General features: G+C 58.5%; 24 protein-coding genes. 8 read left to right on the top strand and 16 right to left on the bottom strand.

Annotation, left to right across the window (positions count from 1 at the left end; genetic code table 11):
• Positions 1 to 2: 2 nt before the first annotated feature.
• The 13 genes from rplW to ACZ5RG_RS13600 all read right to left on the bottom strand — a co-directional run bounded on the left by rplW (position 3) and on the right by ACZ5RG_RS13600 (position 10,657).
• Complete coding sequence (rplW, locus tag ACZ5RG_RS13540) at positions 3 to 317, bottom strand: 50S ribosomal protein L23 (protein ID WP_019429300.1); 315 nt, start codon at positions 315 to 317, stop codon at positions 3 to 5.
• Entirely contained in the window at positions 314 to 934 is a 621-nt protein-coding gene (gene rplD, locus ACZ5RG_RS13545; protein WP_019426906.1) for a 50S ribosomal protein L4, read from the bottom strand. Before rplD ends, rplW begins: the two co-directional genes overlap by 4 nt.
• Positions 934 to 1,599: a 50S ribosomal protein L3 gene (rplC, locus tag ACZ5RG_RS13550; protein WP_298602842.1), complete on the bottom strand. Its 666-nt coding sequence runs from the start codon at positions 1,597 to 1,599 to the stop codon at positions 934 to 936. Before rplC ends, rplD begins: the two co-directional genes overlap by 1 nt.
• Before the next feature lie 183 nt (positions 1,600 to 1,782).
• The gene (gene rpsJ / locus ACZ5RG_RS13555) at positions 1,783 to 2,097 is read right to left on the bottom strand and encodes a 30S ribosomal protein S10 (RefSeq protein WP_019426908.1); all 315 of its coding nucleotides are present in this window, start codon (positions 2,095 to 2,097) and stop codon (positions 1,783 to 1,785) included.
• A 76-nt stretch (positions 2,098 to 2,173) separates the two neighbouring features.
• Positions 2,174 to 3,364 carry an elongation factor Tu gene (tuf, locus tag ACZ5RG_RS13560; protein ID WP_298602839.1) on the bottom strand — a complete coding sequence of 397 codons (1,191 nt, stop codon included), beginning with the start codon at positions 3,362 to 3,364 and terminating at the stop codon, positions 2,174 to 2,176.
• 190 nt (positions 3,365 to 3,554) lie between these two features.
• Positions 3,555 to 5,657, bottom strand: a complete 2,103-nt coding sequence (gene fusA, locus ACZ5RG_RS13565) for an elongation factor G (protein WP_019430865.1) — start codon at positions 5,655 to 5,657, stop codon at positions 3,555 to 3,557.
• A gap of 99 nt (positions 5,658 to 5,756) precedes the next feature.
• Positions 5,757 to 6,227, bottom strand: coding sequence for a 30S ribosomal protein S7 (gene rpsG / locus ACZ5RG_RS13570; protein WP_019426275.1), 471 nt, complete (start codon positions 6,225 to 6,227; stop codon positions 5,757 to 5,759).
• Positions 6,228 to 6,392: 165 nt separating this feature from the next.
• A complete protein-coding gene (gene rpsL / locus ACZ5RG_RS13575; protein WP_011466063.1) occupies positions 6,393 to 6,770 on the bottom strand; it encodes a 30S ribosomal protein S12 in 378 nt (125 codons plus the stop codon).
• Positions 6,771 to 6,907: 137 nt separating this feature from the next.
• Complete coding sequence (locus ACZ5RG_RS13580; protein WP_315236221.1) at positions 6,908 to 8,065, bottom strand: D-alanyl-D-alanine carboxypeptidase family protein; 1,158 nt, start codon at positions 8,063 to 8,065, stop codon at positions 6,908 to 6,910.
• A gap of 43 nt (positions 8,066 to 8,108) precedes the next feature.
• Positions 8,109 to 8,735 carry an alpha/beta hydrolase gene (locus tag ACZ5RG_RS13585; RefSeq protein WP_464447326.1) on the bottom strand — a complete coding sequence of 209 codons (627 nt, stop codon included), beginning with the start codon at positions 8,733 to 8,735 and terminating at the stop codon, positions 8,109 to 8,111.
• Positions 8,735 to 9,079: a (2Fe-2S) ferredoxin domain-containing protein gene (locus ACZ5RG_RS13590; RefSeq protein WP_298602831.1), complete on the bottom strand. Its 345-nt coding sequence runs from the start codon at positions 9,077 to 9,079 to the stop codon at positions 8,735 to 8,737. Before ACZ5RG_RS13590 ends, ACZ5RG_RS13585 begins: the two co-directional genes overlap by 1 nt.
• A gap of 25 nt (positions 9,080 to 9,104) precedes the next feature.
• Entirely contained in the window at positions 9,105 to 10,220 is a 1,116-nt protein-coding gene (locus ACZ5RG_RS13595; RefSeq protein ID WP_464447327.1) for a VanZ family protein, read from the bottom strand.
• A gap of 8 nt (positions 10,221 to 10,228) precedes the next feature.
• On the bottom strand, positions 10,229 to 10,657 hold the full coding sequence (locus ACZ5RG_RS13600; RefSeq protein WP_026036811.1) for a CopD family protein: 429 nt from the start codon (positions 10,655 to 10,657) through the stop codon (positions 10,229 to 10,231).
• A 303-nt stretch (positions 10,658 to 10,960) separates the two neighbouring features.
• Between ACZ5RG_RS13600 and hemB the strand changes: the two genes are divergently transcribed.
• Both hemB and ACZ5RG_RS13610 read left to right on the top strand, forming a co-directional pair.
• Complete coding sequence (hemB, locus tag ACZ5RG_RS13605) at positions 10,961 to 11,965, top strand: porphobilinogen synthase (protein WP_464447328.1); 1,005 nt, start codon at positions 10,961 to 10,963, stop codon at positions 11,963 to 11,965.
• An 8-nt stretch (positions 11,966 to 11,973) separates the two neighbouring features.
• Positions 11,974 to 13,092: a magnesium transporter CorA family protein gene (locus ACZ5RG_RS13610; RefSeq protein WP_464447329.1), complete on the top strand. Its 1,119-nt coding sequence runs from the start codon at positions 11,974 to 11,976 to the stop codon at positions 13,090 to 13,092.
• Between the two features lie 491 nt (positions 13,093 to 13,583).
• Here ACZ5RG_RS13610 and ACZ5RG_RS13615 read toward each other — a convergent pair whose 3' ends face one another.
• Both ACZ5RG_RS13615 and ACZ5RG_RS13620 read right to left on the bottom strand, forming a co-directional pair.
• Positions 13,584 to 14,273 carry a dienelactone hydrolase family protein gene (locus ACZ5RG_RS13615; RefSeq protein WP_464447330.1) on the bottom strand — a complete coding sequence of 230 codons (690 nt, stop codon included), beginning with the start codon at positions 14,271 to 14,273 and terminating at the stop codon, positions 13,584 to 13,586.
• A 55-nt stretch (positions 14,274 to 14,328) separates the two neighbouring features.
• Complete coding sequence (locus tag ACZ5RG_RS13620) at positions 14,329 to 14,931, bottom strand: 2-hydroxychromene-2-carboxylate isomerase (protein ID WP_312259891.1); 603 nt, start codon at positions 14,929 to 14,931, stop codon at positions 14,329 to 14,331.
• 81 nt (positions 14,932 to 15,012) lie between these two features.
• Between ACZ5RG_RS13620 and ACZ5RG_RS13625 the strand changes: the two genes are divergently transcribed.
• The 5 genes from ACZ5RG_RS13625 to hepT are packed head-to-tail and all read left to right on the top strand — an operon-like array spanning position 15,013 to position 17,730.
• The gene (locus ACZ5RG_RS13625) at positions 15,013 to 15,759 is read left to right on the top strand and encodes an SDR family oxidoreductase (RefSeq protein ID WP_464447331.1); all 747 of its coding nucleotides are present in this window, start codon (positions 15,013 to 15,015) and stop codon (positions 15,757 to 15,759) included.
• Complete coding sequence (locus ACZ5RG_RS13630) at positions 15,759 to 16,232, top strand: MaoC family dehydratase (protein ID WP_298602808.1); 474 nt, start codon at positions 15,759 to 15,761, stop codon at positions 16,230 to 16,232. The genes ACZ5RG_RS13625 and ACZ5RG_RS13630 overlap by 1 nt, the downstream gene beginning before the upstream one ends.
• A 19-nt stretch (positions 16,233 to 16,251) precedes the next feature.
• Complete coding sequence (locus tag ACZ5RG_RS13635; protein WP_298602805.1) at positions 16,252 to 16,890, top strand: MarC family protein; 639 nt, start codon at positions 16,252 to 16,254, stop codon at positions 16,888 to 16,890.
• 23 nt (positions 16,891 to 16,913) lie between these two features.
• Complete coding sequence (gene mntA, locus ACZ5RG_RS13640; RefSeq protein WP_298602802.1) at positions 16,914 to 17,318, top strand: type VII toxin-antitoxin system MntA family adenylyltransferase antitoxin; 405 nt, start codon at positions 16,914 to 16,916, stop codon at positions 17,316 to 17,318.
• Positions 17,308 to 17,730: a type VII toxin-antitoxin system HepT family RNase toxin gene (gene hepT, locus ACZ5RG_RS13645; protein WP_464447332.1), complete on the top strand. Its 423-nt coding sequence runs from the start codon at positions 17,308 to 17,310 to the stop codon at positions 17,728 to 17,730. The genes mntA and hepT overlap by 11 nt, the downstream gene beginning before the upstream one ends.
• Positions 17,731 to 17,834: 104 nt before the next feature.
• Here the strand turns inward: hepT and ACZ5RG_RS13650 are convergent, their stop codons facing one another.
• Positions 17,835 to 18,773: a LysR family transcriptional regulator gene (locus tag ACZ5RG_RS13650; protein WP_464447333.1), complete on the bottom strand. Its 939-nt coding sequence runs from the start codon at positions 18,771 to 18,773 to the stop codon at positions 17,835 to 17,837.
• Positions 18,774 to 18,980: 207 nt separating this feature from the next.
• On the opposite strand from ACZ5RG_RS13650, the gene ACZ5RG_RS13655 reads away from it, so the two are divergent.
• Entirely contained in the window at positions 18,981 to 20,492 is a 1,512-nt protein-coding gene (locus ACZ5RG_RS13655) for a CoA-acylating methylmalonate-semialdehyde dehydrogenase (protein WP_464447334.1), read from the top strand.
• Positions 20,493 to 20,578 lie beyond the last annotated feature (86 nt).

A 20,578-nucleotide genomic window follows, 5' to 3' on the forward strand; every position in this document is an offset into this window, starting at 1 on the left:
GATTACGCAGCCTCCCCGGACAGGTTCAGCTCTTGACCTGGTTGCAGCGTGACATAAGCCTTGCGAATGTTGTCGCGACGGCCAATGGTCTTGCCAAAACGCTTGGTCTTGCCCTTGGTATTCACCACAGACACGCCTTTGACCTCGACCTTGAACATCAATTCCACAGCGGCTTTGATTTCAGGCTTGGTAGCGTCCTGCAGCACTTTGAATGTCACAGCGTTGGACTTTTCAGCAACCATGGTGGCCTTTTCGGACACGATAGGCGCAACCAACACCGACATCAGACGACCTTCGTCAAACTTCACGGCGCTCATGCAAACATCTCCTTGAGTTTGTCCATGGCGCCTTTGGTCACGAGGACTTTCTTGAAGTTCACCAAAGACACGGGATCAGCGTAACGCGGCTCAACAATCAGGATGTTGATCAGGTTGCGCGATGCCAGGTACAGGTTTTCGTCGACTTCGTCAGCGATCACCAGCACGTTATCGAGGCTCATGGCCTTGAACTTGGCAGCGAGCTGCTTTGTTTTTGGCGTTTCGACCTTGAAGGAATCCACCACAGCCAGACGGCCTTCGCGGGCCAACTGCGAGAAGATCGAAGCCATACCAGCACGGTACATCTTCTTGTTGATCTTCTGTGTGAAGTTTTCGTCGGGCATGTTCGGGAAAATCCGACCACCGCCACGCCACAAAGGCGAGGAAGTCATACCAGCACGAGCGCGACCAGTGCCTTTTTGTTTAAAAGGCTTCTTGGTGGAGTGGTGAACTTGTTCACGGTCCTTTTGGGCGCGGGTGCCTTGACGGGCGTTTGCCTGATAAGCCACCACGATTTGGTGGATCAGGGCTTCGTTGTATTCACGACCGAACACGGTTTCTGGCGCATCCACTTTGGAAGCGGCTTGACCTTGGTCGTTCAGGAGTTCGAGCTGCATCAGATCGCTCCTTTAGCTTTGATGGCGTGACGCACAGTCACAAAACCACCCTTGGAACCAGGAATGGCACCCTTGACCATCAACAGGCCACGGACTTCGTCAACGCGAATGACGGCCAGATTCTGCGTGGTGCAAGTCACATCACCACGGTGACCCGACATTTTCTTGCCTGGAAACACGCGGCCTGGATCTTGGGCCATGGAGATCGAACCGGGCACGTTGTGCGAACGGCTGTTACCGTGCGAAGCGCGCTGCGATTTGAAGTTGTGACGCTTGATCGTGCCGGTGAAGCCTTTACCGATGGATGTGCCTTGCACGTCCACTTTCTGGCCCACAGCAAACACGGCTGCCACAGGCACAGTGGCGCCTGGGGCGTACTGGGCGGCTGCGTCAGAGGTCACGCGGAATTCTTGAATGATTTCACCGGCTTCAACACCGGCTTTGGCCAAGTGACCAGCGATAGGCTTGGTCACGCGCGATGCCTTGCGGGCACCAAATGTCACTTGCAAAGCGACATAGCCATCGTTCTCTTGGGTTTTGACCTGGGATACGCGGTTGTTAGACACATCCAGCACTGTGACAGGAACTGAATCCCCATCATCAGTGAACAGACGCATCATGCCCACCTTGCGACCCAGCAACCCGAGGGAGTTGCTCAGACTCATTGTTTTCTCCAAAACTTCCACCGCAGCCACTTCAATTGGCAGCCACGTTTGGTATGTGAAAGACTGTTAATAAATCTCACCCCAAAAAGAGGTGAGCCTGAAATTATAGCCCGACTTGCCATGACTGGCAAATCGGGCACTATTTCAAGTTTTTGGCTGGCCTTTCAGCCAGCCCAAACCGCATTACTGCAGCTTGATTTCGACGTCCACGCCAGCAGGCAGATCGAGTTTCATCAGGGCGTCGACTGTTTTATCAGTAGGGTCCACGATGTCCATCAAACGCTGGTGTGTACGGATTTCCAACTGGTCACGGCTGGTCTTGTTGACGTGCGGTGAACGCAGGATGTCAAAACGCTTCATGCGTGTTGGCAAAGGCACTGGGCCCTTGACAATCGCGCCGGTGCGCTTGGCAGTGTCAACGATCTCGGCAGCGGACTGGTCGATCAGTTTGTAGTCAAACGCCTTCAGGCGGATGCGGATTTTTTGCTTGGATGACATGTCAATTCCTTGTGGTGAGTTTTCTGCTTGCTACAGCGCAAAGGCCAAGCCTTTGCACTGCTGCGCCACAAAAGAATTAAGCGATGATCTTGGCAACGACGCCGGCGCCAACTGTGCGGCCACCTTCGCGGATGGCGAAGCGCAAGCCTTCTTCCATCGCAATGGGGTTGATCAACTTCACAGTGATCGACACGTTGTCACCAGGCATCACCATCTCTTTGCCTTCTGGCAATTCGATCGCACCGGTCACGTCAGTCGTACGGAAGTAAAACTGAGGACGGTAGTTGTTGAAGAAAGGCGTGTGACGGCCACCTTCGTCTTTGGACAAGACATAGATCTCGCCCGTGAAGTGGGTGTGTGGCTTGATCGAGCCTGGCTTGCACAGCACTTGGCCGCGCTCGACGTCTTCGCGCTTGGTGCCGCGCAACAAGATACCGACGTTGTCGCCAGCTTGACCTTGGTCCAACAGCTTGCGGAACATCTCAACGCCTGTGCAAGTGGTCTTGACAGTGTCTTTGATACCCACGATTTCGATTTCTTCGCCAACTTTGACAATACCGCGCTCGATACGGCCAGTCACCACAGTGCCGCGACCAGAGATGGAGAACACGTCTTCCACAGGCATCAAGAAGGCGCCGTCCACGGCACGCTCAGGCGTAGGGATGTAGTTGTCCAGTGCATCAGCCAACTTCATGATGGCTTCTTCACCCAATGGGCCTTTGTCGCCTTCGAGAGCCAACTTGGCAGAACCCTGGATGATCGGTGTGTCGTCGCCTGGGAAATCGTACTTGGACAGGAGTTCGCGAACTTCCATCTCGACCAATTCCAACAATTCAGCGTCGTCCACCATGTCGCACTTGTTCAGGAACACGATGATGTAAGGCACGCCCACCTGACGAGCCAACAAGATGTGCTCACGGGTCTGAGGCATTGGGCCGTCAGCAGCGGAGCAAACCAAAATAGCGCCGTCCATCTGAGCAGCACCAGTGATCATGTTTTTCACATAGTCAGCGTGGCCTGGGCAGTCAACGTGAGCGTAGTGACGATTTGCGGTTTCGTACTCGACGTGCGCAGTGTTGATCGTGATACCACGGGCTTTTTCTTCGGGTGCTGCGTCGATCTGGTCGTACGCCTTGGCCGAACCACCGAATTTGACTGCCAACACGGTCGTGATAGCAGCTGTCAGTGTGGTTTTGCCGTGGTCAACGTGACCGATGGTGCCCACGTTGACGTGGGGTTTGGTCCGTTCGAATTTTTCTTTAGCCATTTTTCAAATCCTTAAAAAGAGCAATGCCCGTGTGTTGGTTTAATGTTTGCATCAGGTTGCTTGATCACTCAGCACGGGCACAGAGTGGCACTTGATCGCAGACAGTTTCTGAACTTTCAGATCTGACCGTTTCCAGTCAGAAGTGCCCGGGCAAATTCGCTGGAGCGAATTTGGTCCGACACACAGGTTTTTATTTTGCGCGTGAAGCGACGATGGCCTCGGCCACGTTACGTGGGGCTTCAGCGTAGTGCTTGAATTCCATCGTGTACGTTGCACGGCCTTGCGACATGGAGCGCAATGTGGTCGAGTAACCAAACATTTCGGACAATGGCACTTCGGCCTTGATGGCCTTGCCGCCACCGACCATGTCGTCCATACCCTGGACCATGCCTCGGCGTGAGGACAAGTCGCCCATCACGTTACCAGCGTAGTCTTCAGGTGTTTCGACTTCCACAGCCATCATGGGCTCCAGAATCACGGGCTGAGCTTTACGGCAACCTTCTTTGAAACCAAAGATGGCGGCCATCTTAAAGGCCATTTCGTTCGAGTCCACATCGTGGTACGAACCGAAGTGCAGTGTGACTTTGACGTCAACGACCGGGTAGCCAGCCAACACGCCTTGGCCCAAAGCTTCGATCACGCCTTTTTCCACTGCAGGGATGTATTCGCGAGGAACCACACCGCCCTTGATGGCGTCGACGAATTCAAAGCCCTTACCTGGCTCTTGAGGCTCAACCTTCAGAACCACGTGACCATACTGGCCCTTACCACCGGACTGACGCACGAACTTGCCTTCGGCTTCTTCGACGGTCTTGCGGATGGTTTCGCGGTAAGCCACTTGAGGCTTGCCCACGTTGGCTTCCACACCGAATTCGCGCTTCATGCGGTCCACGATGATTTCCAGGTGCAATTCGCCCTGGCCACCAATGATGGTCTGACCCGATTCTTCGTCGGTTTGCACGCGGAAAGATGGATCTTCGGCAGCCAGACGGGACAAAGCGATGCCCATTTTTTCCTGGTCGGCTTTGGTCTTTGGTTCCACAGCCTGGCGAATCACCGAGTCAGGGAACACCATGCGTTCCAATGTGATGACTGCGTTTGGATCGCACAAGGTTTCGCCTGTGGTCACGTCTTTCAAGCCCACGCAAGCAGCGATGTCGCCCGCACGGATTTCATCGACTTCTTCACGGTTGTTGGCGTGCATCTGAACGATACGGCCAATGCGCTCTTTCTTGCCGCGCACCGAGTTGAACACGGTGTCGCCTTTTTTGAGCACGCCGGAATACACGCGCACGAAAGTCAATTGACCCACAAACGGATCGGTCATCAACTTGAAAGCCAGCGCAGAAAACTTTTCGTTGTCGTCGGCTTTGCGGATGATTTCTTTTTCGTCTTCGTCAAAGCCTTTAATGGCTTTCACATCCAATGGCGAAGGCATCAACTCGAGAACCGCATCCAGCATGCGCTGAACGCCTTTGTTCTTGAAGGCCGTGCCGCACAACATGGGCTGGATTTCGCTGTTGATGGTGCGAACGCGCAGACCTTGCGTGATTTCTTCTTCTGTCAAGTCGCCTTCTTCAAGGTACTTGTTCATCAGTTCTTCAGAGGCTTCAGCCGCAGCTTCAACCATTTTCTCGCGCCACTCTTTAGCCACCTCGACCAGGTCGGCCGGGATCTCTTCAAAAGTGAACTTCATGCCCTGAGAAGCCTCGTCCCAGATGATGGCTTTCATCTTGCGCAGGTCAACCACGCCAGTGAAGTTTTCTTCAGCGCCGATTGGGATCACGATTGGCACAGGGTTGGCCTTCAGGCGCAACTTCATTTGCTCGACGACTTTGAAGAAGTTGGCACCGGTACGGTCCATCTTGTTCACAAAGGCCAAACGTGGCACTTTGTATTTGTTAGCCTGACGCCACACGGTTTCAGACTGGGGCTGCACGCCACCCACAGCACAGTAAACCATGCAAGCACCGTCCAGAACACGCATGGAACGCTCAACTTCAATCGTGAAGTCAACGTGGCCGGGGGTGTCGATGATGTTGATGCGGTGGTCTTCGAAAGAGCCGTCCATGCCCTTCCAGAAACAGGTGGTCGCAGCAGAAGTGATCGTGATGCCACGCTCTTGCTCTTGCTCCATCCAGTCCATGGTGGCAGCACCGTCGTGCACTTCACCAATTTTGTGGTTCACGCCGGTATAAAAAAGAATACGTTCAGTCGTGGTGGTCTTACCGGCGTCAATGTGCGCCGAGATGCCAATGTTGCGGTACCGCTCGATGGGGGTGATGCGAGCCATAAATTTCTCCGATGATGATGTACTAAAGCCCGCCACCCCTTATGGGGCCAGCGGGCTGGCTTCTGGCAGTGTCGGGCTTCTTTGTGAAACCCTTGTGCATCAGAAGCGGAAGTGCGAGAACGCCTTGTTGGCTTCGGCCATGCGGTGAACTTCGTCACGCTTTTTCATGGCACCGCCACGGCCTTCGTTGGCTTCGAGCAACTCGTTGGCCAAACGCAGAGCCATGGACTTCTCACCGCGCTTGCGAGCGGCTTCCTTGATCCAGCGCATCGACAGGGCCAAGCGGCGAACAGGGCGCACTTCGACAGGCACCTGGTAGTTCGCACCACCCACGCGGCGGGATTTCACTTCCACCATGGGCTTGACGTTGTTGATAGCGATGGAGAAGAGTTCCACAGGGTCTTTGCCTGTTTTCTTTTCCATGTTTTCGAGGGCACCATAAATGATGCGCTCGGCAACAGCTTTTTTGCCGCCTTCCATGATCACGTTCATGAACTTGGACAATTCGACATTACCGAACTTGGGATCCGGCAGGATTTCACGTTTAGGGACTTCGCGACGACGTGGCATATTTCACCTCATATTGCTTCAGTTGGCGTCTTTTCAGACACCGCGAGCGTTATTCAAAACAACTCACTTACTCGACCCACCAGGACAATTCCGGGCTTCGGGTCACTTCGCTGAATCACCGCGCCACGCGGGAAACAGCACCGAAAAATTTCAACCCGAAAGGGCTTACTTGGCCTTTGGCTTCTTCGCGCCGTACTTGGAGCGAGACTGCTTGCGGTCTTTCACGCCTTGCAAGTCGAGCGAACCACGAACAATGTGGTAACGCACACCTGGCAAGTCTTTGACACGACCACCGCGCACCAGAACAACAGAGTGCTCTTGCAGGTTGTGGCCTTCACCGCCGATGTAGGAGATGACCTCAAAACCGTTGGTCAAGCGCACTTTGGCAACTTTACGCAGAGCGGAGTTAGGCTTTTTAGGCGTTGTGGTGTACACACGGGTGCAGACACCACGACGCTGTGGAGAGTTTTGCATCGCAGGGCTTTTGGACTTGATCGTTTCGACCTCGCGCCCCTGACGCACCAATTGATTGATGGTTGGCATTGTTTGTAACGTCCCTAAACGTTTGAATTTGACAAAAGAAACTTCTCCGCCCCAAAAGCGGAAAAGCCCGCCAGTATAACCGCCTGGCGGGCTGGTGGCAAATTATCGGTAAATCGGCCAGGCCAAGCGGCCCGCCGTCACTTGATCCACAAGCGCAGAGCATCCCATGCCCGCCCCAAGACGCCCGCTTGTTCCACCGCCTCAAGCGCCACCAAGGGGACTTCGAACAAGGGTTGGTCCCCGCGCAATACTTTCAGTGAGCCCACGGACTGCCCTTTGCTGAAAGGTGCCACCAAGGGGTCCGGACGGGCCACTTGGGTTTTGATTTGCGCAGCGGTGCCTGCAGGCACTGACACAATCAAGGGCTGAAAAGACCCCAGCTTCAACACGGGCGTCTTGCCCTTCCAGACCACAGGACTCAACACCGGCTGCCCGGCTTCAAAGAGTTTGACCGCGTCAAAAGCGGTGTAACCCCAGTTCAGCAGCTTCTGGCTTTCGTTGGCACGGGCGTTTTCACTGTCCGCGCCCAAAACAACCGACAAAAGACGGCGCGAGCCGATATTGGCGAAATCTCGCTTGGCGGTAGCCACCAAACAATAACCCGCTGAATTGGTTTGCCCTGTTTTCAGGCCGTCGACAGAGGGGTCTCGGAACAACAGCAAATTGCGGTTGCTGTCATTGGCAGCGGGCGTGCCTTCATAACGGTACTTCTTGATGGCGTAATAAGGAACAAACTCCGGAAAGTCCCTCATCAAACGGGCGGCCAAAACCCCCAAGTCACGCGCTGTGGTGGTGTGTCCCGTCTCCGGCAAGCCCTCAGGATTGCGGTAACTGGAGTTTTTCATGCCCAAAACTCTGGCCTGGTCGTTCATCATCTGAACAAAACGCTCGACACTGCCGCCCACCCCTTCGGCCAAAGCCACTGTGGCATCGTTGCCCGACTGAACAACCATGCCTTTGATCAGGTCTTCGACAGGCACCCTCATTTTGGGGTCGATGAACATGCGAGAACCCGGCATCTTCCAGGCCCTCTCCGAGACCGGCAGCGTTTGTTTGAGGTCAATTTTGCGTGACTTCAGGGCGTCGAACACCAGATAAGCCGTCATCAACTTCGTCAGCGATGCCGGCTCGACCGCCATGTCCGGGTCTTTGGCCGCCAACACCTGGTTGGCCGTGACATCGATCAGCAAATAGGCTTTGGCTGCCACTTCGGGAGGCTGGGGCATTTGCGCCTGGGCACTCAAAGCGAGGGCCCCCCAGAAGATCATGGTCAGGGTTTTCAATGTTGCGCTCATGGCTGTCTTTTCGTCGTGCCCTCTGTTCAGGGGCGGGCTGGAATCAGGTGCGAAGGTGGCGCGCCACCAAGCTTCTGAGCAGTGGCAATTGGCCGTGAAAGAAATGCTCGACACCCGGAATCACCGTGACGGGCAGGTATTGGGGCCTGGCCCAGTCCAGCACGCTGGTCAGCGGCACCGTATCGTCTTGCTCGCCATGCAACACCAAGGTTTGCTCGTGCAAGTCGGGGGCGACCGGAGCGACTGCAAAACGCGAAGCCGCCGTTCCCACCAGCACCAGCTTGTCCAGACTGCGTACAGGTGCCACGGTCTGGGCCACATGGCTGGTGACAAAAGCACCAAAGGAAAAACCGGCCAAGGCCAATGAGCCAGCGGGGGCCACTTGCTCGATCACGGACAGCATATCGGCGGCTTCGCCAAGGCCTTCATCGTACGTGCCGGCACTGGCACCCACGCCCCGAAAATTGAACCGCACAGCCTGCCAGCCGCACTGCACGAATGCCCGGGCCAAAGTTTGTACCACTTTGTTTTGCATCGTGCCGCCAAACAAGGGGTGCGGGTGCGCAATAACCGCCGTGCCTTTGAAGACACCGCCAGAAGGTGTGTCGAGCAAGGCCTCAATGACCCCGGCCGACCCTTGCAATGTCAAGGACTGGGTGGCGGCGTTCATCAGCGCCCCAGGTGTGCTGGCGTGAGCAGCCGCTCAACGACCTGGCCATTCTTCAAATGCGACTCGACGATTTCGTCGATGTCGGCATTGTCCACGTAGGTGTACCAAACGCCTTCTGGGTAGACCACTGCCACAGGGCCACCTGAACAACGGTCCAGGCAACCGGCCTTGTTGACGCGCACCTGGCCCGGCCCGGACAGCCCCAATTCCTTGATTCGGTTTTTGCAGTGGTCAAAGGCGGCTTGAGCGCCTTGCTGGGCACAGCAGGCCTCGTTGTTTTTGCGCTCATTCAGGCAAAAAAAGATGTGCTGCTTGAAGTAGGGGCTGGAATTTTCAATGGTCATGCCCGAATTTTAGGTCGGGACCTGATCACGCATCGGCCGCAAGGCTGGACGACGATAAACGGTTGACCAAATACAGCAGCAAGGCATAAGGCCACAACCATCCCAGCCACTGAATGAGGCCATGAAAACGAATGAACTGGCCTTGCTCCCAAGTCTGCAAGGTCAAGGCAAAGTAAGCATCAGCCGAAGCGTTGTTGAGCAAGCTGAGCTGCCACACCAAGGCGGCCAGTGCCAGTACCCAGCCGACCCGCGCTGGGCTAAAAGACATCCCCACGATGCCTACTGTCGCCAACACCAAGCCCGCCAACACCTCGGTGCTGACCCAGTCCCAGGCGTGCGCTGGCCCATAAGTGAGCGCAGCCGACAAGGCGCTGGCCATGAAGCCCACCAACACCAACAGCACCGCCGCGATGATGCGTTGACGCCATTCACGCAGCACCCCAAAGGCCAACAAGCAGGGCAGCAGCAAGCCGATGGCGACACACAGGATTTCGCTGATGGGCAACAAAGGCTGCAGCTCCACCTCACGCAAAGGCAACCATTCCAGCAAGGTGGAGTCTTCCAGCACGTGGGCCAAAGCCGCCTCCACCCGCTCCAACACCTGGCCCAAACCCAAGGTCACGGGTGCCGGAAACAACAACGCAAAGGGCCACACGGCCAGCAAAGCCAGCGCACCGCTGGCATCGGGCACAAACCAACGGTCACGAAACCGGCTCCAGCGGTCCAGCAAACCCACCCATTCCAACGCACGCGCGGTAGCGGCCCCGGCCAAAGCCCCCAAAATGTTCAGCGCTGCGTCCACATTGGAGGGCACACGCACCGGCAAAAACATTTGCAAAGACTCCATCGTCAAGGACAGCGCCGCAGCGACCAAGGTGGTCAATGCGATCGCGGGCCAGTTGCGGTGCGTTCGGTGCAGCGCCAAAGCCAGCAAAAAGCCGAGTGGCGCATAGCCCACCACGTTGGACAAGACATCAAACCCCGTCCAGTAGCGCGGCAAAGGCGCGGTCAGAAAAGCCCAGGGGGCGATGCCTTGAACGCGCCAATTGTCAAAAGGGTACAGGCTGGCATAGACGATCAGGATCGCGTAAATCCAAACCAAAGGCCAGGCGGCCGTTTTGCGCAAGTGGGTTGTGCGCATGCCGACCCTTAAAACGGCTTGACCACCACCAAAATGACCGCCGCCAGCATCATCAGGACAGGGGCTTCATTGAACCAGCGAAACCAGACATGGCTGCGCTGCATCTGACCGTTTTCGAACTTGCGCAACAAAATACCGCAGCCATGGTGGTACCCCATCAAGGCCACCACAATGGCCAATTTGGCATGCATCCAGCCCTGTCCGGGGCCTCGGCCAATACCGTAATAAAGCCACAGCCACAAACCCAGCGCCAATGCCGGGATCGCCAAAATGGTCATGAAGCGATAAAGCTTGCGCGCCATCAGCAGCAAGCGCGCCCGCTCAGCCACCGAACCAGGTTCCACCATGGCCAGATTGACAAAGATGCGCGGCAAATAAAACAAGCCGGCAAACCAGCTGGCGATGAAGACAATGTGAAGGGCTTTGATCCAGAGCATGGTGCAAGTGTAGTCAGACCGCGCCGGCAGGGCACAAACTGGGTGCAATGAGCAAAAAAAACCCCCGGCCAGAGGCCGAGGGTGGCAAGCCCTTACGCGTTACCGCATCAAGGCCCCGCTCAGGGAGGAAAAGCGGGAGACAGCAAGCTGTCCGAGGTTTAATTTATCAAATAACAAAACCATTAACAAGTTCAATTTTGGTTTTTATGTTGTTTTTGCTATTTGTCGCTTGTAAGCCCTGACCCCAGCGCTGGCGAACAGACCTCTTTTGGCTTGGCCTGGACTTCAGGCACAATTTTCAACATGAACCCCGTTGCACCTTTCCCCTTGAGCCGCCCACGCCGCCTGCGCCGTGACGAATTCACCCGCAATCTGGTGCGCGAACACCAGGTCACGCCGCACGACCTGATTTACCCGGTGTTTGTGCTGGACGGCCAGAACCAGCGCCAGCCCGTGGGCTCCATGCCCGGCGTCGAACGCCTGAGCCTGGACCTGCTGTTGCCGGTGGCCGAAGACTGCGTCAAGCTGGGCATCCCGGTCATGGCGCTGTTCCCGGTGATCGACGCCAACCTCAAAGACCCCACAGGCCAAGAAGCCATGAACCCGGATGGCCTGGTGCCGCGTGTGGTGCGTGAGCTCAAGAAACGCTTTCCCGAACTGGGCGTGATGACCGACGTGGCGCTGGACCCTTTCACCAGCCACGGCCAAGACGGCTTGCTGGACGAAACCGGCTACATCCTGAACGACGAAACCACCGCCGTGCTGGTGCAGCAAGCCCTGACACAAGCCGAAGCTGGCGTGGACATGGTGGCGCCCAGCGACATGATGGACGGGCGCATCGGCGCGATCCGTCAGGCGCTCGAAGCGCGCGGCCTGATCCACACCCGCATCATGGCCTACAGCGCCAAGTACGCCAGCGCCTTTTATGGCCCCTTCCGCGACGCGGTGGGCTCGGCAGGCAACTTGGGCAAGAGCAACAAAAAGGTCTACCAAATGGACCCGGGCAACAGCGACGAAGCCCTGCGCGAAGTGGCCATGGACCTGGCCGAGGGTGCTGACATGGTCATGGTCAAACCCGGCATGCCTTATCTGGACATCGTGCGCCGCGTGAAAGACGAATTCAAGGTGCCCACCTTTGCCTACCAAGTGTCGGGCGAATACGCCATGCTCAAAGCGGCCGCGCAAAACGGTTGGCTGGACCACGACTTGGTCATGATGGAAAGCCTGCTGGCCTTCAAGCGGGCGGGCGCCGACGGCGTGCTGACCTACTTCGCACGCGACGCGGCCCGTTTGATCCGCCAAGGCTGAGCCCGTCCATGCGGGTTTTTAGCGTCTCCGGTACACAGGTTCACGACGGGCGCGACCTGCCGCAAGCTTTGCCTGAAAACGGCTTTGTCTGGATCGCTTGCTCACGCGAGTGGTTTCAGACCGAGTTGGCATCGATTCAAAACACACTCGAACAACTCACCGGGCGCGGCCTGGTGGACTTGCATGTGTCTGACCTGCTGAACCCCCAGCTGCCCTCGCGTTTTGACTACAGTTCGCACTACGACCTGATGGTGTTCAGGCGGCTGGCTCAACGCAGCCCCGATGCAGCGGGCATGGGCGCTCAAGGCAAACGCCCTGGCCCACCCGTGCTGAACCGCATCGACACGAGCCCTGTCGGCTTTGCCGTGTTTGACCGGGTTCTGCTGAGCGTTCACCCCACCGACTGCGCCGTGCGGGAAGCCTACGCCAGCCGCTTGCTGGCCGACACACACGCCTCTGCGCAAACCACCGAAACAGCCGATTTGCGCTCGGCAGGCGCACGGGGCGTACCCGCCAGCCCGGCCGACATGATGCTGCGCATCATCAGCCACATGGTCGACAGTTACCTGGACTTGCGCCGCGAACTGAGCCGCCAACTGGACCACTGGCAAGCCGAACTGCTCAACCCACGCACGCGCTTTAACCGTTGGGACGCGCTGCTGCAAGCGCGACTGGCACTGCACCAACTCGAAGCCCTGTGCGACGACCAACACACCGCCGTGCAAACGTGGACCGAGTCGCTGGACACCTGGGGTGTGAGCCAAGACAGCGCGGCCGAACGGGAGCATGAACTGCTCAAGATCCGCAGCCGCGACGTGCTGGAACACATCGACCGGGTGGTGCAACATGTGCGCCGGCTAGAGCACAACACCGAGACCGCTGTGCAAATGCACTTCAACGTGCAGAGCAACAGGACCAACGACATCATGCGCACCCTGACCGCGCTGACCGCGATCTTTTTGCCCCTGAACCTGATCGCAGGCATCTTCGGCATGAACTTCGAGTTCATGCCTTGGCTGCACCAGGCCTCGGGCTTTTGGTGGACATTGGGCAGCATGGGCACCATCGCGCTGGTCATGGGCCTGGTGTTTTGGCGCAAGCGCTACCTGGCAAGGACCGGCGAATAAGCACTGAGCATCCTTGGGCCATCACCCTGGCTCGATCCGCTTTTTTCGCCCCGGGCACAGTTGGCTCTTTTGCCGCGTACTTCAACTACCTTTGTCACCCCCGACCCGATCGGGGGTCTATGCCTTCTGCCTTCGCCCACCATGGATACCCGCATGCGCGGGCATGACAGACATTTGTCACCCCCGACCCGATCGGGGGTCTATGCCTTCTGCCTTCGTCCACCATGGATACCCGCATGCGCGGGCATGACAGACATTTGTCACCCCAGACCTGATCGGGGGTCTATGCCTTCTGCCTTCGTCCACCATGGATACCCGCATGCGCGGGCATGACAGACATTTGTCACCCCCGACCCGATCGGGGGTCTATGCCTACTGCCTTCGCCCAGAATGGATACCCGCATGCGCGGGCATGACAAGAGGAGCGAGTGCGACATCAGAAGCTGGGATGGCGCAAAGCTGTGGCGTCCGGCGTCACAGCGTCGCCCGGTTCAGGCCAGGTGTTTGGCAAAGAACGCCAAGGTCCGCTCACGGGCCAGCTGGGCCGATGGTGCGTGCCATGCGCCGCGCTGATCGCAATTGAAACCGTGGTGCGCCGCATAGGTATGAAGGGCCACTTCAGGATGGGCTTTCTTGAAAGCCTCGACCGTGTCCAGTGGAATCCACTTGTCGTCTTCGGCAAAGTGCGCCAGCACCGGCACTTTCGGCTGGCGGGCGATTTCGGATTCGGTCGTCATGCCACCGCCGTAATACGGCGCGGCCGCACTCAGGCCCGTCAGCATGCAAGCTGAACGCCAAGTCAGCAAACCGCCCCAGCAATAGCCCACGATGCCCACCTTGCCTGCAGACGCCTGCGCTGCATGGTCGATGGCCGCCTGGATGTCTTGCATCACGCCAGATGCGGGCAAAGCCTCTACCACCGTTTTGTAGCCAAAGCCCTCGCCCATGTCGGCCTCGGCATAACCGAGCTCCACACCGGGCTTGACGCGGTGAAACGCGGCCGGCGCCACGGCCAGATAGCCCTCGGCGGCATAGCCGTCGGCCACAGCACGGATGTGGCTGTTGACGCCAAAAATCTCCTGAATCACCACCACCGCCCCTTTGGGCGTACCTGCTGGGCGGGCTTCGTAGGCGGGCACACGCGTGCCATCGGCAGCCTGGAGTTCAATCATCGTTCCCATGGTTTTTCCTTCGCATGTGTTGCAAATTCAAGTGGCACAAAAATACATTGACGGCTCAGCGGGCCAGCGCACGCTCGACAAAGTCGAGTCTGTCCTGGCCCCAGAAAAGTTCGCCATCGACCCCGTAACTGGGCGCACCAAACACCCCGGCATCAATGGCCGCTTGGGTGCAGGCTTCATAGCGCTCTTGCACCGCCTGGCTGCGCGAAGCGTCCATCAACTGGGCCGGCAAACCCTGCTCGCTGAGCAACTCGGCCAGCACCTTGTCGTCGGCCATATTGCGCTCTTGCGCCCAGCAGGCCGCCAAAATCGCCCCGGCAATCGCCATGGCCGCCGCGGCACCTTGCGCGATGTCAGCCGCGATGATCAGGCGGGCTGCGTCATCGCCGCCGACCGGAAAGTATTTGGGCTTCAGGTTCAATGGCACGTTCAAGTGCTGGCTAAAGCGCTGCAACTCCACCAAGCGATAGGCCAGACGCTGGGGCGCACGTTGGCCCAAAGGCAAGCCCCCCGAAATCGGAAACACCTTGCCACCCAAATCGATCGGCATCACGCGCACGGTGGCGCCAGTGCGCTGCACGATGTCAGCCAGCCGCTGGTGGCCCAAATAAGCCCAGGGGCTTTGCGGGGCGAAGTAATAGTCCACTGTGCGACCCATGCTGTCTCCTTGTGTGTTGTCTAATATTTGAACGAGTCAGCGGTTGTAACCGCAGTGCGCGATTTTTGCAGGAGACACACGATGAACAAGGTCTTGTTGGTGACCGGCAGCAGCAGAGGTATCGGGGCCGCAACGGCTCTGCTGGCAGCCCAAAAAGGCTGGTCGGTGGCCGTGAACTACACCGCCAACTCGCTGGCCGCCGATGAAGTGGTGCGCCAAATTCGCGCATCGGGCGGGCAAGCCATGTCGGTGCAGGCCGATGTGGCCGACGAAGCACAGGTGCTGCGCATGTTCGCGCACATCGACGCCAAGATGGGCCGACTGACCGGGCTGGTCAACAACGCGGGCGTGGTCGATGCCTCTGCCCGCGTGGACGAGATGAGCGTGGCCCGATGGAAACGCATGTTCGACATCAACGTCATCGGCAGCCTGATCTGCGCCCGCGAAGCGGTGCGCCGCATGAGCACACGCCATGGCGGCGAAGGCGGCAGCATCGTCAACGTGTCCAGCGCTGCGGCGCGATTGGGCTCACCCGGCCAGTACGTGGACTACGCCGCCGCGAAAGGCGCGATCGACGCCTTCACCATCGGCTTGTCCAAAGAAGTGGCGGGCGAGGGCATCCGCGTCAATGCGGTGCGCCCGGGCCTGATCGAGACCGACATCCACGCTTCGGGCGGCCTGCCCAACCGCGTGAAAGACCTGCAACACCTGGTGCCCGCCCAACGCGGCGGCACGGCCGAAGAGGTGGCCGAGGCGATTGTCTGGTTGCTGAGTGACAGCGCCAGCTACACCACCATGAGTTTCTTGGACGTTTCCGGAGGCCGCTGATGCCACACACGCCCAAACACATCACGTATTACTGGGAAGACTTTGCCGTTGGCCAAGTGCGCGATCTGGGCACCATCACGCCCACACGCGAAGAGATCATCGCTTTTGCCAACCAGTTCGACCCTCAACCCTTTCACCTGGACGACGAAGCCGCCAAAGCCTCGGTGTTTGGTGCCCTGTCGGCCAGCGGCTGGCACACCTGCTCGATGGCCATGCGGCTGATGGTGACGAACTTTTTGCACGAGACATCCAGCCTGGGCTCGCCTGGCCTCGAAAACATCAAATGGCTCAAACCCGTTTACCCGGGCGACACCTTGCGCTTGCAATCCACCCTGCTCGAGACCAAACCCATGGGCAAACGCCCCGACGTGGGCATGACGCGCAATCTGTGGGAAATGTTCAACCAACACGGCGACAAAGTGCTGCACATGGACGGCTGGGGCATGTTCAGGCGCCGCGCCCCGGCCGCCTGAGGCGGGGCACAATCGGGCGATGGATTTCAAACCACTCATCACCCTGCTGGCCATCGTCAACCCCTTGGCGATCGTCCCGTTCTTCATTCACTACACCCAGGGCTTCAGCCGCGCCCAGCGCCAACGCACCATTTGGGTGTCGTCTTTTTCGGCCTTTGTGGTGATCGCTGCGAGCGCCTTGTTGGGCCTGCAAATTCTGGAATTTTTCGGCATCTCGCTGGCCAGCTTCCAAGTCGGTGGTGGCATGCTGCTGCTGACGTCGGCCCTGTCGATGCTGAACGCGCAACCCGCCGAAGCCCGCGCCAATGCCGAAGAGGTGCACGACGCCGAAGCCAAAGCGGCCATGGGCGCCAGCATCGCCGTGGTCCCGCTGACCATCCCGCTGCTCACCGGCCCGGCAACCATGTCCACGGTGGTGATTTACGCCGAAAAAGCCAAAAACTTCGCCCAACTGGGCACCTTGGTCGGCTACGGCGTGGTCATCGCATTGGCCACGGCCTTGTGCTTTTCACTGGCCACGCCCATCGCCCGCATTTTGGGTAAAACCGGCATCAACGTCATGACCCGGCTGATGGGTTTGATCTTGGCCGCGCTGGCGGTGGAAGTCATGGCCGACGGACTGCACAAGCTGTTTCCGGTGCTGGCAAGAGGGGTGTAAAGCCGTCAAGGCACAATCCCGACATGCGTAAAGAATCGTTGATCGCCCTGCTTCAGCAAAACCTGCCCGGTCTGCTGGCGGTCTATGCTTTTGGCAGCCGCATTCAGAATCAAGGGCAAGCCGCGCGCGCTGACAGCGACCTCGATCTGGCCGTTTTGCTCGAAGGCTATGGGGACCCCGTGACACTGTTCCATCTGTCAGGTTCATTGGCAGACATGGCAGGCTGCCCGGTGGATCTGCTGGACATCCGTGCGGCGTCCACCGTGATGCAATACCAAATTCTGACCCTGGGCACTGCCTGGTGGCGCAAAGATGTCCAAGCTGGCTTGTTTGAAGCGGCCATGCTCAGCGAAAAAATGGCGCTCAACGAAGCCCGCGCTGGCTTGATCCGTGATGTGTCACAAAGAGGAAGCGTGTATGGCCGATGACGTTTTGCTGAACAAAGCAGCCACGATCGAGCGCTGCGTTACCCGCGCGCGGGAAGAGTACACCGCCGACCCAAAAACCTTTGCGACCAACTTCACCAGACAAGATGCGGCCATCCTGAACATTCAGCGGGCTTGCGAAGCAGCGCTTGACATGGGCCACCACATCATCCGCAGGGAAAGTCTGGGTCTGCCACAAAGCTCACGCGATGTCTTTGCCCTGCTGGTCACCGCCCACTGGCTCGAACCCGAACTGGCTCAAGCCATGAAACACATGGTCGGTTTCCGAAACATTGCCGTGCACGAATACCAGACCCTGCAACTGCCCATCACAGTCAACATCATCCAATCGCATCTGGATGAGTTTCTGGCGTATTCCCGTCAGATGCTGCTGAAAGACCAAGGTCCGGACTGAGCAGCATCGCCATCCACCCAACGCATCGAGCCCGCCCCCTCAAAAGGCATGCAAGCCCTGATTTTTTGATGGCCTGATACAGCTCAGCGTTTGACACGCTGGGCTCAAACCCCAAACCCACCTGCCAAACCCACCCTCAAATGCCCCACCAACGCCGCTACGGCACGGGGCACATGTGGCGCATACGGGCGAATGGCATAAATGGTTTCAGCAAACGCACCGACAGGCTTCCACTCGGGCAGCACGCGCACCAACTTGCCTTGGCGCAGGGTGGCTTGGGCACTGAAGTCGGGCATGAGGGCGATGCCTGCGCCCATGAGCGCGGCTTCGCGCAGGGCTTCGCTGTTGTTGGCGGCAAAATTGCCGGTCACGGGCACGGTGATGCGCTCCCCCGCTTCTGAGGGCTGGCGCGGCTCAAAAGTCCAGGCCGACGTGTCTTGCGAGCGCGGGTAATGCAGGCAGTTGTGGGCTTGCAGGTCAGCGGGTGTCTTTGGCTCACCTTGTTTGCGCAAATAGGCGCGGGTAGCCACCAGCACCGACTCGGTATCGCACAGCGCCCAAGCCACATGGGTGTCGGGCGGGCGAGCGGTGTGGCGGATGGCCAGGTCAAAGCCTTCGGTGGCTAAGGCGCTCAGGCGATCGGATAAGTCCAATTCGATCCGCACATCGGGAAAGTTTTTCAAAAAATCGGTGAACAAGGGCACCAGCTGCTGACGCGCCAGCGCCACGGGTGCGGTCACGCGCAGCAGGCCACTGGGCTGCTCGGCCAGATCGCGCACTTGGGCAAAGCTTTGCTCGATCTGCTCAAACGAGGCACGGGTGTCATCCACCAGCCTTTGCCCCGCTTCGGTCAGGCGCAGGCTGCGTGTGGTGCGCTGCACCAGCGTGACTTTGGCCGCACGCTCCAGCTCGGCAATGCGCTGGCTCATGGCGGCCTTGCTCACGCCCAACCGGGCAGCAGCGGCGGTGTAACTGCCTTGCTGGGCCAGCACGCTCAGCCAGTGAAGGTGGGTCCAGAGGGTGTTGATTTTTTGCTCTTCCATGCAAGCATTGTTCACTATTTTGAACAATCAATTCAGTTTTGGGGCATTGCGGGAGGTGGCGGGGGTGCCTACACTGCAATGCGCAATGTAGGAGCTCACCCTGTGGGCGATTCTTTGATCGACTGATCAGCTGGGAATCGCCCACAGGGTGGGCTCCTACAAAAGACAAATTCACGAGCAACAGGCGCAAGCCACAAGGAGCACCCCATGAGCATCACGAACATCGGTCATTACATCGGCGGCCAAGTCGCCGCAGGCGCTTCGGGCCGCAGCCAAACCGTGACCAACCCCGCCACCGGCGCGGTGACGGGCAGCGTCGCGCTGGCCAACAGCGCCGAAGTGGCCAAGGCCGTGGCCGCTGCACAGGCCGCCTTCCCCGCATGGGCCGACACCCCGCCGCTGCGCCGCGCCCGCGTGATGTTCAAGTTCCTGGAGTTGCTCAACCAGCACAAGGACGAGCTGGCCCACATGATCACCGCCGAGCACGGCAAAGTGTTCACCGACGCGCAGGGCGAAGTCTCGCGCGGCATCGACATCGTGGAATTTGCCACCGGCATCCCACAGCTGCTCAAGGGCGATTTCACCGACCAGGTCTCCACCGGCATCGACAACTGGACGATGCGCCAGCCTTTGGGCGTGGTCGCAGGCATCACGCCTTTCAACTTTCCCGTGATGGTGCCCATGTGGATGTTCCCGGTCGCCATTGCGGCGGGCAACACCTTCATCCTCAAACCCAGCCCGACCGACCCGACACCCGCGCTGTTCATGGCCGAATTGCTCAAAAAAGCCGGTCTGCCCGACGGCGTGTTCAACGTCGTGCAAGGCGACAAAGAAGCCGTGGACGCGTTGCTGGAACACCCCGATGTGAAAGCCATCAGCTTTGTGGGCTCTACGCCGATTGCCAATTACATCTACGAAACAGGTGCGCACCACGGCAAGCGCGTGCAAGCCCTGGGCGGCGCAAAAAACCACTTGGTCGTCATGCCCGATGCCGACATCGACCAAACCGTGGACGCGTTGATTGGTGCAGGCTACGGCTCGGCGGGCGAGCGCTGCATGGCGATCAGCGTGGCCGTGTTGGTGGGCGATGTGGCCGACAAAATCTTGCCCAAGCTGATCGAGCGCACCAAAGCCCTGCAAGTGCTCAATGGCGAAAACCTGGCCGCCGAGATGGGCCCCATCGTGACCGATGCCGCACGCCAACGCATCAAGGGCTACATCGATGCGGGCGTGGCCGAAGGCGCACAACTGCTGGTCGATGGCCGCGAGTTTGACGGCGCTAAAGCCGGTGCCGGTTGTGAAAATGGCTTCTGGATGGGTGGCACCTTGTTTGACAACGTGACCACCGACATGAAGATTTACAAGGAAGAAATCTTTGGTCCGGTGTTGTCGTGTGTGCGCGTGCCCGACTTTGGCACCGCGGTGCAGATCATCAACGACCACGAGTTCGGCAACGGCGTGAGCTGCTTCACCCGTGACGGCAATGTGGCCCGCGAGTTTTCACGTCGCATCCAGGTGGGCATGGTCGGCATCAACGTGCCGATTCCGGTGCCCATGGCCTGGCACGGCTTTGGCGGCTGGAAGCGCTCGCTGTTTGGCGACATGCACGCGTATGGCGAAGAAGGCGTGCGTTTTTACACCAAGCAAAAGTCCATCATGCAGCGCTGGCCTGAGAGCATCGGCAAGGGTGCAGAATTTGTGATGCCAACGGCCAAGTGATTGGCCTTTGAGAACGCCGTTGGCGTTTTCCGCGAAGTCGACTGGCCGGGGCCACCGGGCCTCATCAGTCGCTTCGCGCCAGCAAA

It is taken from the genome of Limnohabitans sp. TEGF005, assembly GCF_055394835.1.

Coding starts and splice junctions, on each gene's coding strand:
- rplW (WP_019429300.1), bottom strand. CDS start 317: ATGAGCGCCGTGAAGTTTGACGAAGGTCGTCTGATGTCGGTGTTGGTT.
- hemB (WP_464447328.1), top strand. CDS start 10,961: ATGAACCCCGTTGCACCTTTCCCCTTGAGCCGCCCACGCCGCCTGCGC.
- ACZ5RG_RS13620 (WP_312259891.1), bottom strand. CDS start 14,931: ATGGGTCGCACAGTGGACTATTACTTCGCCCCGCAAAGCCCCTGGGCT.
- ACZ5RG_RS13595 (WP_464447327.1), bottom strand. CDS start 10,220: ATGCGCACAACCCACTTGCGCAAAACGGCCGCCTGGCCTTTGGTTTGG.
- ACZ5RG_RS13610 (WP_464447329.1), top strand. CDS start 11,974: ATGCGGGTTTTTAGCGTCTCCGGTACACAGGTTCACGACGGGCGCGAC.
- ACZ5RG_RS13600 (WP_026036811.1), bottom strand. CDS start 10,657: ATGCTCTGGATCAAAGCCCTTCACATTGTCTTCATCGCCAGCTGGTTT.
- tuf (WP_298602839.1), bottom strand. CDS start 3,364: ATGGCTAAAGAAAAATTCGAACGGACCAAACCCCACGTCAACGTGGGC.
- ACZ5RG_RS13590 (WP_298602831.1), bottom strand. CDS start 9,079: ATGACCATTGAAAATTCCAGCCCCTACTTCAAGCAGCACATCTTTTTT.
- fusA (WP_019430865.1), bottom strand. CDS start 5,657: ATGGCTCGCATCACCCCCATCGAGCGGTACCGCAACATTGGCATCTCG.
- ACZ5RG_RS13615 (WP_464447330.1), bottom strand. CDS start 14,273: ATGGGAACGATGATTGAACTCCAGGCTGCCGATGGCACGCGTGTGCCC.
- ACZ5RG_RS13580 (WP_315236221.1), bottom strand. CDS start 8,065: ATGAGCGCAACATTGAAAACCCTGACCATGATCTTCTGGGGGGCCCTC.
- hepT (WP_464447332.1), top strand. CDS start 17,308: ATGGCCGATGACGTTTTGCTGAACAAAGCAGCCACGATCGAGCGCTGC.
- rpsL (WP_011466063.1), bottom strand. CDS start 6,770: ATGCCAACCATCAATCAATTGGTGCGTCAGGGGCGCGAGGTCGAAACG.
- ACZ5RG_RS13585 (WP_464447326.1), bottom strand. CDS start 8,735: ATGAACGCCGCCACCCAGTCCTTGACATTGCAAGGGTCGGCCGGGGTC.
- ACZ5RG_RS13650 (WP_464447333.1), bottom strand. CDS start 18,773: ATGGAAGAGCAAAAAATCAACACCCTCTGGACCCACCTTCACTGGCTG.
- rpsJ (WP_019426908.1), bottom strand. CDS start 2,097: ATGTCATCCAAGCAAAAAATCCGCATCCGCCTGAAGGCGTTTGACTAC.
- mntA (WP_298602802.1), top strand. CDS start 16,914: ATGCGTAAAGAATCGTTGATCGCCCTGCTTCAGCAAAACCTGCCCGGT.
- rpsG (WP_019426275.1), bottom strand. CDS start 6,227: ATGCCACGTCGTCGCGAAGTCCCTAAACGTGAAATCCTGCCGGATCCC.
- ACZ5RG_RS13625 (WP_464447331.1), top strand. CDS start 15,013: ATGAACAAGGTCTTGTTGGTGACCGGCAGCAGCAGAGGTATCGGGGCC.
- ACZ5RG_RS13655 (WP_464447334.1), top strand. CDS start 18,981: ATGAGCATCACGAACATCGGTCATTACATCGGCGGCCAAGTCGCCGCA.
- rplC (WP_298602842.1), bottom strand. CDS start 1,599: ATGAGTCTGAGCAACTCCCTCGGGTTGCTGGGTCGCAAGGTGGGCATG.
- ACZ5RG_RS13630 (WP_298602808.1), top strand. CDS start 15,759: ATGCCACACACGCCCAAACACATCACGTATTACTGGGAAGACTTTGCC.
- rplD (WP_019426906.1), bottom strand. CDS start 934: ATGCAGCTCGAACTCCTGAACGACCAAGGTCAAGCCGCTTCCAAAGTG.
- ACZ5RG_RS13635 (WP_298602805.1), top strand. CDS start 16,252: ATGGATTTCAAACCACTCATCACCCTGCTGGCCATCGTCAACCCCTTG.